This is a genomic window from Neobacillus dielmonensis, from assembly GCF_000612665.1.
Classification (GTDB): domain Bacteria; phylum Bacillota; class Bacilli; order Bacillales; family Cytobacillaceae; genus Neobacillus; species Neobacillus dielmonensis.
Genome location: NZ_HG942048.1, coordinates 110,928 through 133,084 on the forward strand (window position 1 = coordinate 110,928; position 22,157 = coordinate 133,084).

At 40.3% G+C, this 22,157-nt stretch carries 18 protein-coding genes and 1 pseudogene; 2 read left to right on the forward strand and 17 right to left on the reverse strand.

Annotation, left to right across the window (positions count from 1 at the left end):
• Positions 1–199 precede the first annotated feature (199 nt).
• The 16 genes and pseudogenes from BN2425_RS07285 to BN2425_RS07360 form a co-directional block, all read right to left on the reverse strand.
• Positions 200–1,306 (reverse strand): 5-methyltetrahydropteroyltriglutamate--homocysteine S-methyltransferase, encoded by a 1,107-nt coding sequence (locus tag BN2425_RS07285; RefSeq protein WP_081798028.1) that lies wholly within the window; start codon positions 1,304–1,306, stop codon positions 200–202.
• Between the two features lie 265 nt (positions 1,307–1,571).
• The gene (locus BN2425_RS07290; protein ID WP_042457166.1) at positions 1,572–2,564 is read right to left on the reverse strand and encodes a VanW family protein; all 993 of its coding nucleotides are present in this window, start codon (positions 2,562–2,564) and stop codon (positions 1,572–1,574) included.
• Positions 2,565–2,857: 293 nt separating this feature from the next.
• A pseudogene (locus BN2425_RS07295) lies at positions 2,858–2,944 on the reverse strand (excalibur calcium-binding domain-containing protein); the annotation flags it as partial.
• Between the two features lie 532 nt (positions 2,945–3,476).
• Positions 3,477–4,460: a proline dehydrogenase family protein gene (locus BN2425_RS07300; RefSeq protein WP_081798025.1), complete on the reverse strand. Its 984-nt coding sequence runs from the start codon at positions 4,458–4,460 to the stop codon at positions 3,477–3,479.
• Positions 4,461–4,580: 120 nt separating this feature from the next.
• Complete coding sequence (gene chbG / locus BN2425_RS07305; RefSeq protein ID WP_042456964.1) at positions 4,581–5,291, reverse strand: chitin disaccharide deacetylase; 711 nt, start codon at positions 5,289–5,291, stop codon at positions 4,581–4,583.
• 14 nt (positions 5,292–5,305) lie between these two features.
• The gene (locus BN2425_RS07310; RefSeq protein WP_042456967.1) at positions 5,306–6,637 is read right to left on the reverse strand and encodes a 6-phospho-beta-glucosidase; all 1,332 of its coding nucleotides are present in this window, start codon (positions 6,635–6,637) and stop codon (positions 5,306–5,308) included.
• The gene (locus tag BN2425_RS07315; protein ID WP_042456970.1) at positions 6,630–6,974 is read right to left on the reverse strand and encodes a PTS lactose/cellobiose transporter subunit IIA; all 345 of its coding nucleotides are present in this window, start codon (positions 6,972–6,974) and stop codon (positions 6,630–6,632) included. Before BN2425_RS07315 ends, BN2425_RS07310 begins: the two co-directional genes overlap by 8 nt.
• Positions 6,975–7,037: 63 nt before the next feature.
• Positions 7,038–8,354 (reverse strand): PTS cellobiose transporter subunit IIC, encoded by a 1,317-nt coding sequence (gene celB / locus BN2425_RS07320; protein WP_042456973.1) that lies wholly within the window; start codon positions 8,352–8,354, stop codon positions 7,038–7,040.
• Between the two features lie 22 nt (positions 8,355–8,376).
• Complete coding sequence (locus BN2425_RS07325) at positions 8,377–8,682, reverse strand: PTS sugar transporter subunit IIB (RefSeq protein ID WP_042457168.1); 306 nt, start codon at positions 8,680–8,682, stop codon at positions 8,377–8,379.
• A gap of 162 nt (positions 8,683–8,844) precedes the next feature.
• Complete coding sequence (locus BN2425_RS07330; RefSeq protein WP_052352801.1) at positions 8,845–11,340, reverse strand: sensor domain-containing protein; 2,496 nt, start codon at positions 11,338–11,340, stop codon at positions 8,845–8,847.
• 135 nt (positions 11,341–11,475) lie between these two features.
• Positions 11,476–13,014, reverse strand: a complete 1,539-nt coding sequence (locus BN2425_RS07335; RefSeq protein ID WP_042456975.1) for a DHA2 family efflux MFS transporter permease subunit — start codon at positions 13,012–13,014, stop codon at positions 11,476–11,478.
• 289 nt (positions 13,015–13,303) lie between these two features.
• On the reverse strand, positions 13,304–15,268 hold the full coding sequence (locus BN2425_RS07340; protein WP_042456977.1) for a TRAP transporter permease: 1,965 nt from the start codon (positions 15,266–15,268) through the stop codon (positions 13,304–13,306).
• Positions 15,255–15,776: a DUF1850 domain-containing protein gene (locus BN2425_RS07345; protein ID WP_042456979.1), complete on the reverse strand. Its 522-nt coding sequence runs from the start codon at positions 15,774–15,776 to the stop codon at positions 15,255–15,257. Before BN2425_RS07345 ends, BN2425_RS07340 begins: the two co-directional genes overlap by 14 nt.
• Before the next feature lie 159 nt (positions 15,777–15,935).
• Positions 15,936–16,949, reverse strand: coding sequence for a TAXI family TRAP transporter solute-binding subunit (locus BN2425_RS07350; RefSeq protein ID WP_042456981.1), 1,014 nt, complete (start codon positions 16,947–16,949; stop codon positions 15,936–15,938).
• Positions 16,950–17,056: 107 nt separating this feature from the next.
• A complete protein-coding gene (locus BN2425_RS07355; RefSeq protein ID WP_042456984.1) occupies positions 17,057–17,737 on the reverse strand; it encodes an NUDIX hydrolase in 681 nt (226 codons plus the stop codon).
• 164 nt (positions 17,738–17,901) lie between these two features.
• Positions 17,902–19,092, reverse strand: a complete 1,191-nt coding sequence (locus tag BN2425_RS07360) for an aminotransferase-like domain-containing protein (protein WP_042456987.1) — start codon at positions 19,090–19,092, stop codon at positions 17,902–17,904.
• Positions 19,093–19,378: 286 nt separating this feature from the next.
• On the opposite strand from BN2425_RS07360, the gene BN2425_RS07365 reads away from it, so the two are divergent.
• Together BN2425_RS07365 and BN2425_RS07370 are read left to right on the forward strand one after the other, a co-directional pair.
• On the forward strand, positions 19,379–19,798 hold the full coding sequence (locus BN2425_RS07365) for a hypothetical protein (protein WP_042456989.1): 420 nt from the start codon (positions 19,379–19,381) through the stop codon (positions 19,796–19,798).
• A gap of 94 nt (positions 19,799–19,892) precedes the next feature.
• Entirely contained in the window at positions 19,893–20,783 is an 891-nt protein-coding gene (locus BN2425_RS07370) for a DMT family transporter (protein ID WP_042456992.1), read from the forward strand.
• A gap of 65 nt (positions 20,784–20,848) precedes the next feature.
• Here the strand turns inward: BN2425_RS07370 and BN2425_RS07375 are convergent, their stop codons facing one another.
• Complete coding sequence (locus BN2425_RS07375) at positions 20,849–21,613, reverse strand: NAD-dependent protein deacylase (RefSeq protein WP_052352803.1); 765 nt, start codon at positions 21,611–21,613, stop codon at positions 20,849–20,851.
• Positions 21,614–22,157 lie beyond the last annotated feature (544 nt).

The following is a 22,157-nucleotide window of genomic DNA, read 5'->3' on the forward strand; positions in this document are numbered from 1 at the left end:
CGCTAAAGCGCCGAGGAGGCTCCCCGGCACGCCCTAAGGTCCGCGAAGCACCTGGAGCGGAAATCAATAGGCCCCATTGCAGGCGATAATCAATTCTAAAAATCATATTTTAATTCAAGTAAAATGAAAAATTGCCGAGAAAAATAACCTTTCTCGACAATCTGGCTGTCCTTTTGGGACAGCCTTTTTCATATTATGATTATTTCCAAACATCCTCAGCAATTTCTACCACATGGCGAAGTTTTGCCCATTGTTGCTCTTCAGTGAGTAAGTTTCCTTCCTCAGTGGAAGCAAATCCACATTGCGGACTTAAACATAACTGGCTTAAATCAACATAACGGGAAGCTTCATCAATTCTGCGTTTGATTTCATCCGAATCTTCTAATTCACCATTTTTAGAGGTAATCAGTCCCAAAACAATACTAAGGTCGTTTCGATTGACAAATCGTAGTGGTTCAAATCCCCCTGCTCTGTCACTGTCATATTCTAAGAAAAATCCATCAATATTTAAACCAGCAAATAGCGTTTCTGCAACTGGTTCATATCCGCCCGATGAAATCCAAGTTGAACGGAAGTTCCCGCGGCAGATATGCATTGTGATGGACATATCCTCTGGTCGGTCCGCCACCGCTTCATTGATTGTTTTAGCATAAAATGAGCTTAATTCATCTGGATTAAGCCCTCTTGCTTTTAGTTGTTCCCTTTGTTCATCTGAACAGAGGTAGGCCCAAGCTGTATCATCAAGCTGCAAGTAGCGGCAGCCGGCATCATAAAAGGATTGGATTGCTTTTTTATAGGTAAGCCCTAAATCATGAAAAAATTCTGCGTTGTCATTGTACGCTGATTTTTCAATTTCTCCCCTGAAATGGAGCATACTTGGGCTGGGAATGGTCATTTTTGCTGTGTGATCGCCTGCAATACTCTGAAGAAACTTAAAGTCCTCGAGCATGGGATGCTGTCCAAAATCTAATTTCCCTGTCACTTTGATCCCACGAGATTTCGTTTGCTTTTGCTGGAATTGAATACCGGATTCAGCAATGAATCTCTCGACACCTGTTAACCCTTCTAGAAAATCAAAATGCCACCAAGAACGGCGAAATTCACCGTCGGTAACAGCTTTAAGGCCAATTGATTTTTGTTTTTCGACAATCCGTGTAATTTCTTCATTTTCAATTTCCCGTAACCGTTCAGCCGAAATCGTTCCCTCGGCTCTTTGCGCTCGAGCCAGCTTGACAGGCTCGGATCTTAATAAACTTCCTACTTGATCGGCTCTATATGGGCCTTTTTTCTGACTTGTGTTTTCCATTTCTGCAAATCCCTCACTTAACATGTATGTAGCATCAAGAAGTAATCTGAGAATCCAAATTGGATTCTTATAGCAAGTATTAAGGAAATTCACAAAATTGTCAAACTTTCAAGCGGGTTTAATAGAATCTAGTGTATCCTATCACTATACTATCAGGTGGCTTTAAATTAGATATCAAAATGATAGTGATATATCTTCTGCAAAAAAAGATTTGCCCACCTAAAATGGACAAATCTTTTTAATATTTTTAGAGGCGCCTCATAGTCTAATTCCCCTGAGCATATAGAGTTTGGTAAGCAGCTGAAGTTCTGACTTCAATGGTTAATTTGCCTCTTTGGTAAATTGATTTTATGATGAGCGGAACTCCCGTAGTGTTTTGAAATTGAAAGTCCTTGCCGCCATAAGAGACGGTTGCGTCACGCCCTGCAGGCACGTAGCCGACTGACAGCGAATGGTGATTCTTTTCTATATAGTTAACCCCTACTTTATCGATTGCATTATACAGGGTTGAGGAGGTTTGACAAATTCCGCCGCCAATTCCATCCACCAATTGTTTGTTGACAATTTCCTTTGCGGGTTGATAACCATGTTCTACATCACTTGGTCCAACCGTTGTATTAAAAGAGAAAATATCTTGTACTCCAATAATCGTATTGTTAATGGCTTGGGCCGACAATTCAATATTTTTTGACCTTCCTGATACACTGTTGTCAAAGTAGGTGCTGTAAGAACCAAGAAGTACCTCATCTAATGCACCTAGGTCTTCCGGTTTATAACCGCTTTCGGTTACATAAATGGGAAGCAGCACATCCCCTCCATTCACTGAGGTCTCCATAACCTTCTCTACTAACTCTGACTCTTCTAAAATCACCCTTGGTTTACCTTTGATAATCTGACCGGAAGCATCGATTCTATCTGGGACCATTTTTTGGTCATAGCCTGGTGCTGTGGCAGACCCTCGTGCTAACTCCCTTGCCCATTTTTCGAGTTCTTGTTTGTATGCATCAGGGTTGGTTTCAAATCCCATCTCTTTCGGGATAAGTGTTTTCAAAATTGCTTTTGTATTGGGATCGATAACATTTACCACGACTGGTTTGGGCAGTTCTGCTTGTGCAGGTTGTGTTGCTGTATTTGTTACAGGTTGATCTGCTGGCATTGAAACTTTCTTAGGAGTTTGCTTTGCGGAGCTTTCTGCACAGCCTGTCATCCCTAGCAAACTGCCAATTAGTAATATCGAAATCCCCCATTTTTGCCTCATCATTGCACTTTTCCCCTTTAACTTTTGTATAAGTGGATTCTTCAGTGATGTCTTACCCACCTATCCTATTCTGGAGTACATGTCTAAATGCCTATTTATCGTAAGTAGTAAAAAAATAACGGTAATACTTGTGGGATGCTTTTTTTCATTATAATTTAAAAGGTATGTCGAAGTTTGTCCCTTTATCACACTAAGTAAATTTTATTGTTCTAATCTAACCTCTGAGTGCATAACCAATAAAAAAGGAGATGCTTAATCGCAGCATCTCCTTTTTCACTGTTCGTTGTTATTGTTCACATGCCGTCCATTTTGGATTGATATGCTGGATGGGTAGAAGGAACTCCATTCGGGTAAACCTTCCGAAGTTCAGTACAATTTTGGATCAGTGGTACCTGTCGAACTTCCTGTTGTAGTGCCTGTCTCTAAAGTCCCTCCAGATGAAGTACTGTTGGATCATGTCGGGTTGTAGATTCTGGCGTATTAACACCGACAAATCTAATCTTGCCGCCGTCAGATGTTTCAATCGTATGACCATCGACTACTCTGCCAACCGTTACTAGTACTAAACCAAGGCTTGCTGCAAGTTGTACTTTATTTTTCTGTTGCTCGAGAGCATCTTGTTTTTCTTTTTCAGCTTGTTCTGCGGCTTATTGTTTCTCTGTTTCTTTCTCTTTTGCAGCGTTATCTTTAGATACCGTTTCTACCTTTGGCTAGTCATTTTTATCAGTTGAATCCCCACTACAGGCTACTAGGATTAATGGACTGATCATACCTAAGGTTAGCACTTTCATGAATCCGCTCCCCTTTATTACAATTTCACGCTAGACAATTGACTATAAAAATATATTAATTTAGCATAAAAAAACTCCCATCCGATGTAACACTGATGAGAGTTTATCTGAAAACCAAAATTTATTTTCGCTTTTTCCAGTTAGATTTTATTAACCGACCCACTATAAAGGCACCTGCTGCAACCCCAAGCACTGTATTTGTTTTACGATTAAAAACTTGTTTCGCTACTAAATTTAAATTTTGCGGCCGTTCCGCAAGGCGGCGCATAAAGTAACCGTACCAGTCACTGCCAAATGGGACATAGGTGCAAAAATGATAGCCTTCCTCGGCCAGTTTATACTGCATTTCTTTTCGAAACCCGTATAGCATTTGAAATTCAAATTTATCATTTGGAATAGCATGTTTTTTTACAAATTGTTTCACATGGTCAATAACTCGATGGTCATGGGTGGCGATAGACGTGAACTTGCCATGGAGCAAATGCCATTCTATTAGTTTTATATAGTTGTCATCAATATCTTCTTTATTTTGAAAGGCGATATCCTCAGGTTCTTTATAGGCTCCTTTTACAATTCGAATCCGATAATCTTGATATTTTTCTAGGTATTCTAATGCTTGGTAAAGATATGCTTGAATGACTGTACCTACATTATCAAATTCAATGGAAAGGTCATCTAAGAGATCAAAAGTGGGTTGAAGGTGCTTGGAGTCTTCCATATCAATGTTGACAAACAAATCATATTGGGTTGCTTTAGCGACAATTTCTCTGACATTGTTTAAGCAAAGATTGTAGTCAATATCCAATCCTAATTGTGTAGGCTTTATGGATATATGGGCATCTAAATGATGCTCACGTATGGCTTGAATAACTTCAAGGATCTGGTCCTTTGCCGCTTGAGCTTCTTCTTCCTTACATACAAACTCCCCCAAGTTATCTACTGTGCAAGAAATCCCCTGTGCGTTCAGTTCTTTCATGCTCAAGATCGCTTCAGCAAGATTGGTACCAGCTACCACACTTTGTGCTCCTAATCTTAATCCGTACTTTCTAGCTGCTTGGTTTAAAACTTGATTCTGTGACAAGCCAATAAAGATCTCTTTTAGCATCACAATGACCCCTTAAGAAAATGAATATTTATCTAAATTATATCACAGCGCTTTCAGTTATATATTATATTTGAAAGTTTCGTAAAAGTTGAATAGTATCAGCTAGTCACAGGCTAAACTTCATTTATATAGAGTCACTTGATTAGGAAGCTTTACAGAGGTTAATATAGCAGTCTCCCTAACACGTTCTTTATTATAAGATGAGCCTGTCATTAACGAAAAATCCAAGTATCCAGGGTGGCACATGACTTCAACCACCTGATTTTCATCTGCCCGTGACCCCAGGTTATTAAAATAATCCCAGGTAGCCCCATCACCATAAAAATCATGAAGGAAAACATCCGTAAACGCAGGTACTCCTTTGACAGCCATCTCATTTATTCGTCTTACAGGTAATTGATACTTTGCTGAGAGTCGTTGGACAATTGGCAATAATTCTGGAAGGGTGTGAACATGGTGGTGACTATCAAAATGAGTGGGTACCAATCCAGTCGCTAAAAATTTCTCTATTTGCGCTGTCCACTCCCGTTCTATTTCCGAAGAGAGTAGATCTCGATTATCTTTTAAGGACCCCAATTTTTTGAAGTTCCCGTCTTGATTAACCAGAGTCGGGACATCCGGTAACAAAGGTCTGCCACATGTTAAGACAAGATGAATTCCTAAGGGCAGACTGGGTGTTTGCTTCGCCAGTTCTATAGCATGGTCTGCATCCGGCATGTTCATCATCATCGTCGTGGAATTTACAATACCATACTTATGCGCATCGATAATCCCATAATTTACTCCTCTTGAATAGCCAAAATCGTCCGCATTTACAATTAATTTAATCAAACCAACCTTCCCTTTCAAAGTAAAGTAGAAGCATTGCGATCTTTAAAAAAATGGGGTAAATACTTTTTGTGCGCTTCTAACATCTCATCGACAATCTGCTTTGCCAGTGTATCAGAAGCAACTAATGGATTAATGGTAAGTGCCAAGATGGCTAAGTTATAATCCCCCGTTACTGCGGCTTGGGCTGCAACACGTTCAAATGACTTGATTTGCTGGACAAGGCCTCTAACGGCAACCGGGAGATCTCCCATGACCAGTGGTTTTGGTCCTTCTTTAGTAATGATGCAGCTCACTTCCACGGCTGATTCATTTGGAATACTGGCAATCGCTCCATTGTTCATCGTATTAACTGGCTGGATATCACATTTATCGTTGTAAATAGAGGTAATTAATCGGACTGCGGCATCACTGTAATAAGCCCCGCCCCGTTTCTCAAGCTGGGGAGGTTTTATGGCCAGATTGCGATCTTTATACAGTTCAAATAATTCCTTTTCCAGTTGTTGAACCACTTCTGCCCTGGTCCCAACTGTTTTGGCATTGTCTATTTCCTTTTGCACCATTTCCCGGCTTTTATAATAATAATGATGATAAGGACAAGGCAGTACTCCAAGAGCACGAATAAATTCAGGCTCCCATCCAATTCCTTGAATATTTTTCACAAAACTGGAGTTATTCGGGTTCGTTAAAAATTCAATCACCTGATTTTTTACACTTACCCCATCCAGGTACACATCTAGTCCATAAACCATATGATTTAATCCGGCGAAATCAATCCGGATTCGTGAATGGTCAACCTTTAACAACTTGGCAATGCCCATCTCCATTCCAATCGGCACATTGCACAATCCCACCACTTTTCGGAAATGACTATAACGCAGTACTGCTTCTGTGACCATACCTGCCGGATTTGTAAAATTGACCAGCCACGCATTTGGACATAGCTCTTCCATGTCCTTGACAATATCCAGTATGACAGGAATCGTCCGAAGTCCTTTAAACAAACCACCAGGTCCATTGGTTTCCTGGCCGAGGACGCCGTATTTTAAGGGTATCCGCTCATCCTTGGCACGGGCATCCAATAAACCCACTCGAAATTGAGTCGTAACAAAATCTGCATTCTTCATAGCCATACGGCGGTCCAGTGTTAAATGTACTTCGACAGGCAGTCCTGCCTGTTTAAACATTCGTCTTGCCAAATTCCCAACGATCTCGAGCTTTTCTTTCCCTGCTTCGATGTCTACCAGCCATAGTTCACGCAATGGAAATTCATCAAATCTTTTGATAAAGCCTTCCACAAGCTCGGGTGTGTAGCTTGAACCGCCTCCAATCGTGACCACTTTAACCATCTGTTCGCCCTCCTTTATTTCCGATGTGCATCTCTTGACGGAGTTCCACTAATTCTTTTGCTAGGTCGGTCAATGTCATGGCCGTCATTAAATGATCTTGTGCATGGACAAGAATAATCGGAATAGCTATTGGTTCTCCTGAAGCTTCGGCTTGAATTAATTGCGTTTGAAACTGATGTGCGGAGAGTAATTCCGTTTCGGCCTCAGAAAGCTTCTCAAATGCCCCTGTAAAATTCTTTTCCTTTGCTGAAAAGATAGCCTCCATTGCTAAACTTCTTGCATTTCCGCCATGCAAAATCAGCTGAAAAGATAGATTGTATAATTCTTCTTTGTTCATCCCTGACTGTCTCCTTTCTACAAAGCAAGAGCCTGCCACGAATCGGCAAGCTCTTGTATTCTTTTAGTTGCCAGTGCTTTGTTCCTGTTTAAGATTTTGTTTATCCCACATTCTAAAGAATGGGTAGTAAATTGCGAACGCCACTACTAAGTTAATCACTTGCATCAAAGCACCGCGGATATTGCCGCCTGTTGCCAAATAGCCCCCGATAATCGGCGGTGTCGTCCAAGGAACAGCAACACCGGCAGTTCTTGGCGCAAAGCCTGTACTCATGCCGATATAGGTGGTTATAACGAGTACCAGTGGAGTTAAGATAAACGGGATGATGAGTAAGGGGTTCATGACAATCGGTGCACCAAATGTGATGGGTTCATTAATATTAAATATGCCAGGCCCAATAGCCAGTCGTCCGAGTTGCTTGGACTGTTGGCTTTTTGCCATAAACAGCATCATAAGAGCAAAGGATATGGTCGCACCCGATCCTCCTAAATAGATAAAAATATCAAAGAATTGCTGTGTGACCACATTGGGAAGTTCCTGCCCTGCTTGCAGTGCTACACGGTTAGCGTCTGTCTGAGCCAGCCAGATTGGGCCCATGACACCCCCGACGATACTGGCACCATGCAAACCTGTTGACCATAACAACTGAACTAAAAATACAGCGATCAGTGCCCCAATTAATGACCCGCCCAAAGCACTTAATGGTTCTTGAAGGAGCTGTCCTACAACATTGTGAAGCGTCTCAAATGAGGTATTTTCAATTAGCAGCCGCAACAACCAGACAACGAGGATGACTAAAAACGCTGGAAACAAAGCTACAAATGATCTGCTTACACTTGGCGGTACACCATCCGGCATTTTAATGACAATATTTTTTTGAATAATAAATCGATAAATTTCTGTTGATAAAATGGCAATTATCATAGCAACGAATAAACCCTTACTTCCTAAATATGCCATCGGAAGCACGCCTGTCACTTGAATGGCCTCTTTTGCGCCTTCAGGAGTAAACATTGTAAAATAAGGTGTAGCCAGAATAAAGGCTGCAACAGAGATTGCCCCAGCATTTAGCGCGTCCACTTTATAATGTTCCGCCAGTCGGTAGGCAATCCCAAACCCTGCAATCAAAGCCATAATGTCAAATGAGGCACTAACTGGATATAGGAGTTTTGTGGACCATTGGTCCCCAAAGGTTCGGGCCATGAATTCAGGATAGCCGTCAATGGGGAGGAACCCCAAAATTAAGAAAATAGAGCCGATGATAATTAACGGCATGGTCAAGATAATCCCGTCACGTAATGCTTGTAGATGTTTCTGACCGGCAATTCGGGCAGCAACCGGCATAACCTTTTCTTCCAGCATCTGATTAAATTTGCCCATATCGATTCACTCCTCTGTGAATTTATGAACCAATTAAACTCCTAGCGAATTTTAAAACTTCCTCCCCATTGCACCTTCCATAATGTACCGGATTAATCGCATCGACTGGAATACCCTTTTCTGCCCCTTTTTTCTTCAACTGTGGCAACAGATAACGAACCTGTGGTCCCACCAGCAGTACATCTGCTTGATCAAGATGTTGATTGACCTCACTCGCACTTACTGCCCAAATTTTTGCCTCAAATCCCTCCGCCTTAGCGGCCGCTTCCATTTTGGTGACCAACAAACTCGTAGACATCCCTGCTGCACAGCACAGTAAAATGTTCATCATGATCCCTCCCCTCCTATGGAATCGCTTACAAAAAACTTACAATTCATGATGAATTGGATTAATTAAATATATTCATGTCAATTTCATTATAGGACTCTCGACTTAAATTCTAGAAATAGAAGAAATAGAAAAAAATAACCCTCCAATTATGGAGGATTATTAGTTTAATCCTGTTTTTAACAATGATTCAAATTCCTGTACAGAGGCAGGTTTAGCAAATAAATAGCCCTGGACCTGGCGGCAATTCTGCTCGCGAAGAAACTTCAGTTCCTCGTAGGATTCGACTCCCTCTGCAATGACATCTGTTTTTAACAGGTGGGCAAGCTGAATCATAGCTGCGGTGATTCCGGCATTTTCCGACTGACAAGATATATTATGAATAAAGGAACGGTCAATTTTGATGCCATCAAGGCGAAAGGACTTAAGGTATGAAAAGGATGAATAGCCGGTACCGAAATCATCTATATAAATTTTGATGCCCATGGCTTTTAATTCATTAATGGTTTGGATGACCTCAGCCTCATTTTTCATAAGGGAATTCTCGGTAATCTCAATCTCCAGTAAATCCCCTTCTAAACCATACTCGTTTAGCAATTGTTTAAAACTTTGGGAGAAATCTCTTTGTATAAAATGTTGTGGACTAATATTAATACTGATAGGAACTACCGGCACTCCTGCATTTTTCCAACAGACCAGTTGTTCACAGACAGTTCGTTTCATCCAATTTCCAATTGGAATGATTAAACCAGTTTCTTCTGCAAGTGGAATAAACTCTGAAGGGGAAATTAATCCATATTCAGGATGATTCCAGCGAATTAAAGCTTCTGCACTAATAATTTGTTTCGTCTCGGTATTAACCCGCGGCTGTAAATGAACCAGAAACTCATTATTCATCAGCGCTTTTCTTAAATCTCGTTCCAGAAAAAAAGACTGATAGCTCATCGTGTCCATAGTTGAGGAATAGATTTGGTAATTGTTTCTCCCTTGATCTTTTGCTTTATAAAGGGCAATATCTGCATGTTTCATTAAATCGTTGACAGTTTCACCATCGGTAGGAAAAATACTTATACCAATACTTGCTGTTACATATAGGTCAAAGTCATGAATCATAAATGGTTCAGTTAACCAAGTTAATAATTCCTTCGCATAGGCAACAGAATCTTCTTCACTATGAATGCTGGGACATAACACCATAAATTCATCCCCACCCATACGTGCAATACAATTTTCATTGCCAATCCGAGTTACTAACCGTAACGCCAACTGCTCAAGGAGTTGGTCTCCGGTTATATGCCCTAGTGTGTCGTTAATGTTTTTGAACCGGTCTAAATCGATGTACATGACTGCAAGTCGGGATTGTTGGTTTTTGGCATGTTCTATTGATTGAGTTAAGGCTTCTTCAAATCCCCGCCGATTCGGAAGCTTTGTTAATTCATCGTGACGTGCCCAAAAGGCATTTAATTCCTGGGTTCTTTTTTGTTCGGTGATATCCTTGCCAATACAGTAAATTCCTGTAATCTGCTGATCGATAATAATAGGCAAATAAGTGAGATTTAGATAGACTTTGTGGCCATTTTTATGATAAACAATGATATCAAAATTTTGCGGTTCCCCAGTCAGGGCTCTTTTAAAACATTGCACGGCTCTTTTCCGATAATTTCCCTCAATTAAATTGCGTATTGTTAAGTTCTGTACACAGTCCAGTGAGTATCCTAAGATTTTTTCTGTTGCAGGATTCATATTCACCATTTTACCTGATTGATCATAGGTAAAAACCGCATCCTGGCTATGCCTGAACAGAGATTGATAGAGAAGTTCATTTTCTTGGAGCTTTTGCTGTGTTCTTCTTAGATCCGTTACGTCATGCAAATAGCCTAAAAGCTCTACAACCTTGTCATGTTGCTTAATTGGAATGACATCCACGTAAAGCATTCGGCCTCCCAATTCCACTTCATAATTGACACGTAATCCATTTTTGAAAGCTTTTTTATAGTTTAATAGCTTAATTTGGGCGATGTCGTAAGGGAAAATTTCTTCTGGCGTTTTATTTTTATGCCTTTCCGTCGTAAATCCTAAGTTCTTCAGCAATTTTCCTTCAGCCATTTTATAAAGGATGTTCCCATCCGAATCCTGTTTTAATTTAAAGATGCCATTTTCAAAGTTTTTAACAGTTTGATTAAATTCGTCCTTTAATGCGTTCTGAAGGTCCCTTTCCATCAGCTTATGCTCGGTAATGTCGACGCGGATGGAAATATAACGCGATGGTTTTCCTGTTTTGGAAAGGATAGGAACAATCGTGGTGTGCACCCAATATAAGCTGCCATCTTTGGCCCGGTTGCAGATTTCTCCGCGCCACACGTTTCCGTTGCCGATGGTTCTCCACATTTCTTGAAAAAATTCTTTCGGATGAAAGCCAGAATTAAGAATCCGATGATTTTGGCCAATCAATTCTTCCTTGCTATATTGTGAAATATCGCAAAATTTTTTATTAACACCTTGAATTGTACCCCTTTGGTCAGTTATGGCTATGATAGATGACTCGTCAAGAGCATACTTTAGTTCTGCAAGTTCTTTATGGAGGCTTATGAAATCACGAATATTGTCCATTTGTTCTTCTCCAAAATGCGTAACGGATTCTTGTTTAGATGTAGTCATTAGGGAGCTCCTTAATCCTTCTATCCTATAATGATTCGTGAAAAATTCGTCTATATTTGTAATATATCGGCAGCATCATCAATCTGTCAATAAAAACACAAAAAGCCCTGAAACAAGGGCTTTTTGCATGATATTTTAACTCTTAGCCAATTTAGGGACGACTGTTTGATTAGCTGGTTTCGTTGGTGTTCCGCCAATCGGGTCCTCTGCAGGTTTTGCCCGTTTAATAAATAGAGCTAAAACAAGGGCCACAACTGCGATGGCCGTAGCAACTACGAAAGCAAAATTAATTCCGTTTAACATGGCCTGGGCAGCAATCTGCTGTTTCATTTGCGCGATAGCCTCAGGTGTCGGCTGTCCGGTAAAATGCTTCATAGCCTCTTCCCCAAGCTGTTTCCCTTGGGATTCGGCACGATTGGTCATAATTGTAACTAAAAGGGCCGTTCCAATAGCGCCCGCTACTTGGTTGAGTGTATTATTCATGGCCGTACCATGTGGATACAACCGTTTCGGCAGCTGATTTAATCCATTTGTGGAAACCGGCATCATAACCATGGACATTCCAAATGAACGAATCGAGTAAATCAGGATTAAATGCGCATAAGTTGTTTCTAGAGTCAATTTACTGAACATATAGGTTGTAACAACGATAATGGCCAAACCGATAACGGCTAAGATTCGTCCGCCAATCTTATCGAATAATCTTCCGTTAATCGGAGACATCGCAGCCATGATGATGGCACCTGGGAGGAGCAACAATCCTGCATCCATCGGTGATATGCCTCTTAAGTTCTGTGTATAAATTGGCAGCAGAATCATTCCAGCAAATAGAGACATGTTGACAACCATTGTAATCGCTGATGATAAAGCAAACATGGGATATTTGTATACCCTAAAATTCAACATTGGATCATCTTTTCTCAATTGAGTTAAGATAAACACAGCCAAGGACACAACCCCAATGATGATGGCCCCATAAACTTGAGGGCTATCCCACCCTTTACTACTGGCTGTACTGAAACCATAAAGGATTCCACCAAAACCGATGCTTGACAGCAATAATGATACAAAATCAAGATGCATAGTAAGTTTTTCTTTTTTATCTTTTAATAAGAAGAAACCGATTAGAACCACTACAATCGCGATTGGAGTGACAAAGTGGAAGAGCATACGCCAGTCATAATGCTCGACAATCCAACCTGATAAAGTCGGTCCAATTGCCGGTGCAAACATTAATATAAGTCCAAATACTCCCATGGCAGTTCCCCTCTTTTCAATTGGGAAACTGACTAACATAACATTCATTAACAATGGCATTAAGATGGCTGAACCTGATGCCTGTAACATCCGGCCCGTCAATAAAACGCCAAACACTGTCGCGGTTCCTGCCACGATGGTTCCGATGGTAAATAATAACATTGCGGCTAAGAACAGATGACGTACCGAATATTTTCGAATTAAGAATGCAGTGGTAGGAATCAAAATGCCGTTAACAAGCATAAACCCGGTGGTGAGCCACTGAACGGTAGATGCTTCAATGTCTAGGTCCTTCATGATAGAAGGTAAGGCAATATTCAATAATGTATTGTTTAAAAATGCAATAAATGCACCAATCATTAATACCGCTATAATGCCATATGGCGGACGTTGACTGTTTTTTTCAGTTTGACCCATAAATATATTTCCCCCTGTGTGTTTAGTTCGTATTTTTCTCTACATATACTATAGCAATAGAAAATATCATATACCACAAGTCCAATTTTTGCAACAAATAAATCCTGTAATGTAAAGGCTTGCAAAGAAAGTTGTCATACAGGCTTTTAAAATTTGTACTATTGGTTCAATTTTTTTATTGCTATCATTTTGGAAGGTTTCTTTTTATTTTTCTACTCTTTTCATATAATAAACAGTATTTTTTTAGCCTTATATTAATCCACAAAAAAAGCCCCCATAAAAATGGGGACTATCCAGATATTTGTTGTTTATTTGCTGCACTATTTCTCTTATATAGGTACTGTAATGCTAATAAGCCGAAGAAGATCACTAAACCAACGATATCAGAAATTTTTTCTGGATAAATGAGCGCCAATCCTGAGCCAAATGCAAGGATCCTTTCGTACCAAGTCAGATTACGCATCCAGAATCCGATGACACCTGCGCTGATGGCAATCATTCCAATAAATGCTGTAAAGCACACCCATATTAAATAAGTCCAAGTAGTATCAATCATTAGCAATTCAGGTGATAGAACAAACATATACGGGATGATAAAGGCTGAAATGGCCAGTTTCGACGACTCGACCCCCGTTCGGAACGGTTCACCTCCTGAAATGGCAGCAGCTGCCATGGCTGCTAAAGCAACCGGAGGAGTAATATCAGCAATAATTCCAAAATAAAAAACGAACAAATGGGCGGATAAGTCAGGGACACCCAGTAAAATGATCGCTGGGGCAGCAATGGTGGATGTAATAACATAATTAGCAGTTGTTGGCGAGCCCATGCCGAGAATCAATGATGCAATCATGGTTAAGAATAATGTCGGCAGAAGCAGTCCGCCCGATAAATCTAGCAACCCATTCGCCATTTTCAATCCTAGACCGGTTTTGGTAACCACACCTACAATAATACCTGCTGCTGCAGTAGCTGCAGCGACACCTAATGCGGACCTAGCTCCATCTGCAAGAGCATCAATAATTCCTCTGAAACCAACTCGAGTCTCTTTTTTTAGTGCACTGACCACCACGGTAATCACAATCGACCAAAGTGCTGCTCGAATGACACTCATTCCCGACATCATTAATATGATAATCGCGATGATAGGAATTAATAAATACAATTTACTCAGTACCATCTTCAAACTTGGCATTTCTTCCTTCGTTAATCCACGCAGTCCGATTCGCTTTGCCTCGAAATGGGTCATAATCCAGATTCCAGCAAAATAAAGAACCGCAGGAATCGCAGCAGCTTTGGCAATATCCCAATAAGTAATGCCGCCGCCAATAAATTCAACCATTAAGAATGCAGCAGCCCCCATAATCGGCGGCATGATTTGTCCACCAGTGGAGGATGCTGCCTCAACGGCACCAGCAAACTCTTTTTTATAGCCGAGATTTTTCATCATTGGAATGGTAAATGCTCCAGAGGTTACAACATTTGCAACGGAACTTCCGCTGATGGTACCCTGAAGAGCACTGGAGAAAACCGCTACTTTTGCGGGTCCCCCCACACTCCTGCCGGCAACCGCAATCGACAAATCATTAAAGTATTCACCAACACCTGTTTTAATTAAAAAGGAACCGAATAATAAGAATAAAAATATAAAGGTCGATGATACCCCTAATGGTGTACCTAAAATCCCCTCTGTCGTAAAGAACATCGTTTGCACCAGACGGTCGAGGCTAACCCCGCGGTGGGCAATGAACCCAGGCATGTACGGACCGTATAGTGCATACAGGATAAATACTACAGCGATGATGGTGATGGGAAGTCCAACAGCCCTGCGGGTAGCTTCTAACACCAGCAGAATCGCTCCTAACCCAACATAGAAATCTAAAGTGGTCAAATTACCTGTCCGCGATACTAATTCGTCAATCATAACAGGCCAGTAAGAACCGACAATAATGGATAGAGCTGCTAAAATCAGGTCGTACCAAGCTACTTTATGTTTTTTCCCAAGGTTTTTCTTGCTTGCAGGAAAAAGTAAAAAAATGAGAGCAAGGGCAAAGCCTAAATGAACAGACCGTTGCAATTGCGCAGTGAGCATCCCAAAAATCCCCGTATATACATGAAATAATGAAAATGCTACTAGTCCAATAAAAACAATCCACTTAATAATTCCCTTTAATTTTCTTGTTCCCGCTTCCGGATCATATTTCTCCAAAAGCTCCTGTTGTTTCTCTTCAGAAAGTGCCTCCTCAAAATGATTCAAGGATATTCACTCCTTTCCATTGTTGTAATAAGTTCAGGTTTCTGATTGCGACTTTTACAGAAGTGCCTGGCTTAATTGATTTTGATAATTGATATTGTTTATTTTGAAAAATCACTCGATGATTGGCCCGGACTTGGCCAATTCTTAAATAGAAGTATGGAAAAGTCCGTTTCATGTTTTTGATGTAATATTTCCCGTTCTTATGTTCAAATTTCTCCCCTTCTGCCGCGTTTGCCGGCATTCCGACTGCTGTTTCGGCATACATTAGTTCGTATTGCTGTATCTCTTTATTTGGGAGTATCTTGTAGCTTTCGACCACATCGGATAGATGGATAGAATGGGTATATTTAATCTTAAATGTCTGGTCGTCATTAATTGGGAAATAGGCAAACACCATAGAGTGATCCCTTGGCTGAAATACAACCGCCTGCCTGTAAGGGAAAAAAATTAAAATGGCCATTAGAATGATAATGATTAAAGTTATTAACCGTATCCTTGTTTTTTTCATGGTTTCACCTTAAACAGCTGAGGAGTATCATATTTATTTGAGGTAATAGGTAAGTGGAAGTTATATCCATAAATTACCACTTAAAACAATTAGAAAATGAGACCGGCTATAAACAACAGCCGGTCCACATAATATCGAACAAACCTACATGAAAATGGATTATTTTGCCGCTTTTACACCTTTTTCATCAAAGTATTTCTGTGCGCCTGGGTGAACTTCAATACCGACACCGTTCAATGCATTTTCCACTTTGATCAATTTTCCTTTTGCATGTGTTACTTTATCAAGGTTTTCAAAGATAGCCTTTGTCACATCGTAAACTACTTTTTCAGAAAGGTCGCTTCTTGCTACAAGCATCGCCTGAACAGCAACGGTTGGAACTGCTTCCTTCAATTTGTAAGTATTGGCAGGCACTTCATCCTTGATATAGTATGGATATTTTTTAATTAAGGCATCGATTTTGTCCTGTTTAATTGGGACAATCACGACATCCTCAGTGGCGGAAAGACTTTCTACAGCACCAGTAGGAGTTCCGGCAGTAACAAATGCTGCGTCAATGGTACCATCTTGAATTCCTTGAGTAGATTCGTCAAAGGATAGGTCCTGTTTTTTAATGTCATCAAACTTCAGATCATGAACCTCTAAAATTTGTTCAGCATTGGCTACCGTACCGGAACCTGGTGCACCCACTGATACTTTTTTGCCTTTTAAGTCTTCCACGGATTTAATTCCTGACTTTTTCGTGGTAACGATTTGAATTGTTTCTGGGTAAAGAGTTGCAATTGCCTTGATATTGTCTACCTTATTGTCTTTAAACATTAATTTGCCTTCAGTGGCATAAGAGGCAATATCAGTTTGTGAAAAAGCTATTTCACCCTCACCATTTTTTAGAGTGGTCATGTTTTCAGCAGATGCTCCAGTGGTTTCAGCATTGGCATCAATACCTGTTTCATCCTTAATGATTTTGGCAAAGGAACCACCTAGAGGATAATATGTACCACCAGTCCCCCCAGTTAAAATACTCATAAATTTTATGGTTTCTTCTGCTTTTTCTTCTCCTTTGTCCCCGGAACCCTCAGAACTGCCGCTGGTGTCTTTGCTGCCACATGCAGCAAGAATCATAGACAAAGCTAATAGAAAAACCATTGAAAATAGAAACTTTTTCTTTTTCAACCAAATACTCCCCCTTTTGTTATTTATTTACTATCACTTGTTCATTTTAATAAATTGTACAAATATTGTCAATTGACGCAAAATTGAAATAGTGTTAGATTATTTTACTATTTTTTAAACGGTAGTTTGTAATCATTTACATGAAATCGGCTCATAACAAGCGGTTCGCCATTCAGATAGTTGATGATGGTCTTCAGTGAATGAAGAGTTGGCGGTGCAAGCGAGATTTTCCCACTCTCGTATTCTGATATAGCTTCTGAAGGTGAAATCCAAAATGCATCACTAATCTCGTGACAATCCGGATGGGGCAATTGACCATTTGGAAGTTTGGCAAGAAAAAAACGGGTATCAAAGCGAATAGGGCTTACTTCAGGTGTAACTATATGACCAAAGTATTTCAGGTTTTCAAAATCAAGCAAAAGATGTTCCTGTATGAGAAAATCATAAAATGTTATATCTTTGTCAAGTAGTTGACGGCGGTAGGCTGCCTGCTTTTCTATATCCAAATGAACCACAGAACCCTCCTGGCTTTTACAAATTACTATCCCAACTTCCTCAAATAATTCCCTTGCAGCTGCCACGTAATGGGCAGGATTAAAAGATTCATTGGTTACGCTATCATCGATTACTTTTGGGAGGTGTACTTGATCCCCTTTGTCAACAGCACCACCCGGAAAGACATAAAATCCTCCCATAAATTTCATTGTCTCAGGCCTTTTCGTCAAATACACCCTCGATTGACTATCAATTAATACAACAGTTGATGCTGGCCGTGGAATTGCACTCATAGTAAACCCGCCTTTTTAAAATTAAATTTTACAAAAATTCTGTATAATTATATTTATATATTCAAGTCCTCCCGGTTATTTCCCTTCTTAAAAAAGAAAAAAGGAAGCAACACGCCGAACCCAAAAATTCGACGTCATTGCTTCCTTCCTCGTTGTAAAAGCTGTTATATAAGTTCAGCTGGATTTAATAAGACTTCAACTAACCGATCCATGCCAAGTTCAATTTTTTCTGGAGCTGAATGGCTAAAGTTTAACCGGAATGTATTTAACTTTGGCTCTTGTACATAAAAAGGAGCTCCCGGTACAAAGGCGACACCTTTTTCAACTGCTTGGTGAAGCAGTTTGGTCGTGTCTAACTGCTCATTTCCTTTCACCCACATAAACATGCCACCTTTTGGCTCATTAAAGGTAAACAGGTCTGTTCCCAGTTTGGCTAAATAATCTCTCATAATGGTCATCCGGTGGTAGTAAACGGTGCGAATTCGATTAATATGTCCGTTCAAATCAAAGTCGCGCAACAAATAGTAAAGTGCCTGTTGGTCAATGCTGCTAGAATGTAAGTCGTTCATTTGCTTTGCTTTCGCCATCATTTGGATTACTTCAATAGGACCTGTTACCCACCCCGTCCTTAGAGCCGGCACTACTGACTTTGAGAAAGTACTTGTATATAGGACGTGGCTTTGATCACTGTCCAATGCCGCAATGGGCTCGATTTTATCTTCAGGATGGAATTGAATATCTCCATATGGGTCATCTTCTAGGATCAATACATTGTGTTCTTCGCTCAACTGCAATAAAGCATCCCGTCGATCTTTGCTCCAGAGTTTCCCGTCTGGATTTGAAAAGGTTGGGATCACATAGACGAATTTAGGATTATAAAGTTCCATTTTAGCCTTTAGATCCTCTGGGTCCATACCTTCATCATCACTATTGACCGCTATCACATGTGCCCCGTGAGATCTGAAAACCTGTAAGGCGGAAAGATAGGTAGGGTCTTCCGTCAGAACCACATCTCCGGGAGCTAACATAATTCTCGAAAACAAATCAATGACTTGCTGGGAACCAGTCGTGAGCATGATGTTATCGGGTGTGGAAGATATGCCTTTTTGCTGCATCCGCGATTGGATCGCTTCTCGAAGTGGGATAAACCCTTCCGTCAATCCGTATTGCAAGGATGATTTTCCTGAAGCAAACACTTTTTCATAGGCATTTTTTACAGCATCTAACGGAAAAATATCCTCAGCAGGCAGTCCCCCCGCAAATGAAATAACATGCCCTTGCTGGGTCACTTTTAAAATGTCTCGTACTGCAGAAGATTCGTAGTTTGCCGTCTGAGGTGCGAATAAATAATTCAACGTTCGTCGCTTCCTTTTTTTAAAAATTATGAAATTTATAATATGTTTTCTAGTATAATATAAAATTCCGATAACGCAAGGGAAAAGTATCGAAATGTTTAGAATAATTGGCGAAATCAACCAGTAAAAAACCTCGAAACTCGCTTCTTACCTCAAAATGAAAAAATATGTTATAATATTTAAGTTGTCTTAAAAATTATTATTAAAATTTACAACAATAGATGCATGTCAATCAATTACCATGTGTAATTTATTATATCAATCCTCATACAAATCAATAGAAAGGGTGTTAAGATTGAAAAACTCAATCGAAACCATTTATATTTTAGTAAATCCGGAAAAAGATATTGTTAAATTTGCAACCGATTATCAAGTCCGATATGAGGATACGATTAAAGATGTTTTTGGTGTAGCGTGCATAAGTGACCTCCACATGATGTTGCAATTTAATAAAGGGTTCCAAGAAAGCATCAGCAAACGAAATGGAAATAAAGAAAATAAAATTTCGCTTGATTCTGTCATTCGGGTAGCATCAAAAGAAGAATTGCTTCAGCTTAAAAAGCAGCTAACCAATGACCAGCAAACATCCGATAACAACGCCTCTTCTATTACCTGCCCATTTAATACGGTGATTCAATTGCGTGATGGAATTTTCCAATGGGATGATAACCATTCTGCCTATATACCTTATAAGCAAGGTGCTTAATTTAATATTATATATAAGAATCCCGATTTGTTAGCCGCTACATAGCAGCTCGATTCGGGATTATTTATGTTGCTTATTAGAAAGGAAATACAAAATGAAAAAAGGTATACTATTGTTAATTTTAGCGACAATCCTGTGGGGCGGAAACTACATTTGCGGCAGGATTTTAGCGCCCGCCTTGCCGGCTACCTTGCTTAACACGATCCGCTGGGCAATCTCTAGTCTTCTACTTTGGGGACTACTGAAGTTGAATAACAAACAGTTCCCAGTCTTTGTTCGATGGAAGGAATTCTTGGCGCTCGGCTTTTTTGGGATATTTGCCTTCTCCACGTTAAATTATTTAGGCTTACGTTATCTAAGCGCTTCCTATGCTGGAATGATTTCTGCGGGTATCCCTATCGCTATTTTATTTTTTACTCCTTTTATTCTAAAAGAGAAAATAAATCTTAAATCATGGATTGGAGCCGTTGTATCCATTATTGGAGTTATTCTTTTACTTCAAGGAAAACATGACGGAAATGCCCATGCGTCGATAAGTGGTATTATCGCAATCTTACTCTCTTGTATAGCTTGGGGTATTTACACCGTTCTCGGGAAAAAATACGGCACAAAAATGGATCCGCTCACGATGACAGCAGGTGCTGCATTATACGGAACATTCTTGAGCGCATTAAGCTGTATTGGGACTGTTCATGCCGATATGATTCATATGACCGGAACCGCATGGCTTGCGTTAATGTATGTAAGCACATTAGCATCAGTGGTCGCTTTCTTCTCTTGGTCAGCTGGTGTACAAAGAGTTGGGGCTGCATTGGCTGCTCCGTTTATCAACCTCCTTCCTGTTTGGACGGTTGTGTTTGGTGTCTTGCTGTTACAGGAAAGTGTGTCATTGATTACACTGGTTGGCGGATTGATAGCGATCCTTGGAGCGGTTTTTGCAACCTATCAGCCAAATAGCAGCCGGAAGCTAAAAATACAACATTAAATGACTGAATGGATACTGGTTAGGAAGCAGTGGATTTATAGTAAAAAATCCGCTGCTTTTTTTTTTCACAGGGCTTCATTGATTTCAGTCAGTGTTTGGCCAATGGATTCGTGAATGACATGTGTATCGGGTTGATGATCGTATGGTGTTTGGCCAATGTTAATAATAATTAGTGGCACTCCCTCCTGCTTGTATTGCGGGAATGTGGAAAAAGGTGTGACATTCAAGCTCGTACCCAATACTAATATACAATCCGCACTTTCCATCTTGTTCAAGATGGTATGAAATCCTTCTGGGGTAAACCATTCCCCTGAATCCCCAAATAGGACAACATTAGGTTTGATATAATGCTCGAATTTTTGAGCCGCTTCGCAAGCATCACAGACATAAAAATCCTCCATCGTGTTCATTCGGCGTCCCATCTCATCAGCTGAATAGATCTTTCCGCAATTGAGACATATGGCGGTTTCCATCGTACCATGAAACTCGATGACATGTTTGCTTCCTGCTTTTTGGTGAAGTCCATCAATATTTTGCGTGATAATCTGTGTAACCATGCCTTGTTTTTCCCAGTAGGCGATTATGTCGTGTCCTTTATTGGGAACAGCATTGGGATGATACAAGTTTTCAAAAGCAAATTGATAAAATGCTCTTGGCTGTTGATAAAAATAATCTAAGGAAAGTATGTATTCTGGAGCCAACTGATAGATTCCAGTCCGCGACCGAAAATCCTTAATCCCCGACTCGGTGCTGATTCCGGCACCAGTAAGCACTACCATATTCTTCGAATCCCGGATCATACCTGCACATTCTTGAATGGTTGATTCCATTATGATCACTCCCTGATGTATTCTGTTTTATTTGTATTATATTTGGATGGAAACCACTTGTTAAATTTATAAGACTAAGTCTTTGTTAAATGACAATGTTGATTTTTTTAACTCTGTTGATTGGAGATGAAGGTGCTCAACTCCTCGAAAATCCTCCATTATTCTATCGCATAATTTCGTTCGAAGAAAGTTCATGGATGCTTTCCTTATGCTATCGTATTTTCTTCGTGCGTGGGCGGATTCGAGGATGAATTTCAATGCCCTGCGGGAGCAAGGGGCTGGGGACCGGTCCCCCTTAGAAAGCGAGCGTCTGGAGCGGAGGTCAACAGTCTAATTTAACAGAGACACCCATGCAAAACTTTTGCACCATGGGGTATGAAAATAAGCGACCTTGTCTCTAATGTTTGGTCATTATTTTAAACTCGCTTATTTTCCGGGTAGTCAAGACTAAAAAAAAGAGACAGAAACCTGTCTCTCAGGCTGTCGAAAAACCCTTCGGCAGCCTCTTATTACATCTAATTACTTTAACAGTTCACCGCGTTAA

What these genes read in the sequence shown, in the direction of transcription:
- BN2425_RS07300 (WP_081798025.1), bottom strand. Translation starts at nt 4,460, where the DNA reads ATGCTAAAAGAGATCTTTATTGGCTTGTCACAGAATCAAGTTTTAAAC.
- BN2425_RS07325 (WP_042457168.1), bottom strand. Translation starts at nt 8,682, where the DNA reads ATGAACATTTTACTGTGCTGTGCAGCAGGGATGTCTACGAGTTTGTTG.
- celB (WP_042456973.1), bottom strand. Translation starts at nt 8,354, where the DNA reads ATGGGCAAATTTAATCAGATGCTGGAAGAAAAGGTTATGCCGGTTGCT.
- BN2425_RS07375 (WP_052352803.1), bottom strand. Translation starts at nt 21,613, where the DNA reads ATGGAATCAACCATTCAAGAATGTGCAGGTATGATCCGGGATTCGAAG.
- BN2425_RS07285 (WP_081798028.1), bottom strand. Translation starts at nt 1,306, where the DNA reads ATGGAAAACACAAGTCAGAAAAAAGGCCCATATAGAGCCGATCAAGTA.
- BN2425_RS07315 (WP_042456970.1), bottom strand. Translation starts at nt 6,974, where the DNA reads ATGAACAAAGAAGAATTATACAATCTATCTTTTCAGCTGATTTTGCAT.
- BN2425_RS07290 (WP_042457166.1), bottom strand. Translation starts at nt 2,564, where the DNA reads ATGAGGCAAAAATGGGGGATTTCGATATTACTAATTGGCAGTTTGCTA.
- BN2425_RS07310 (WP_042456967.1), bottom strand. Translation starts at nt 6,637, where the DNA reads ATGGTTAAAGTGGTCACGATTGGAGGCGGTTCAAGCTACACACCCGAG.
- BN2425_RS07335 (WP_042456975.1), bottom strand. Translation starts at nt 13,014, where the DNA reads ATGGGTCAAACTGAAAAAAACAGTCAACGTCCGCCATATGGCATTATA.
- BN2425_RS07330 (WP_052352801.1), bottom strand. Translation starts at nt 11,340, where the DNA reads ATGACTACATCTAAACAAGAATCCGTTACGCATTTTGGAGAAGAACAA.
- BN2425_RS07370 (WP_042456992.1), top strand. Translation starts at nt 19,893, where the DNA reads ATGAAAAAAGGTATACTATTGTTAATTTTAGCGACAATCCTGTGGGGC.
- BN2425_RS07345 (WP_042456979.1), bottom strand. Translation starts at nt 15,776, where the DNA reads ATGAAAAAAACAAGGATACGGTTAATAACTTTAATCATTATCATTCTA.
- BN2425_RS07355 (WP_042456984.1), bottom strand. Translation starts at nt 17,737, where the DNA reads ATGAGTGCAATTCCACGGCCAGCATCAACTGTTGTATTAATTGATAGT.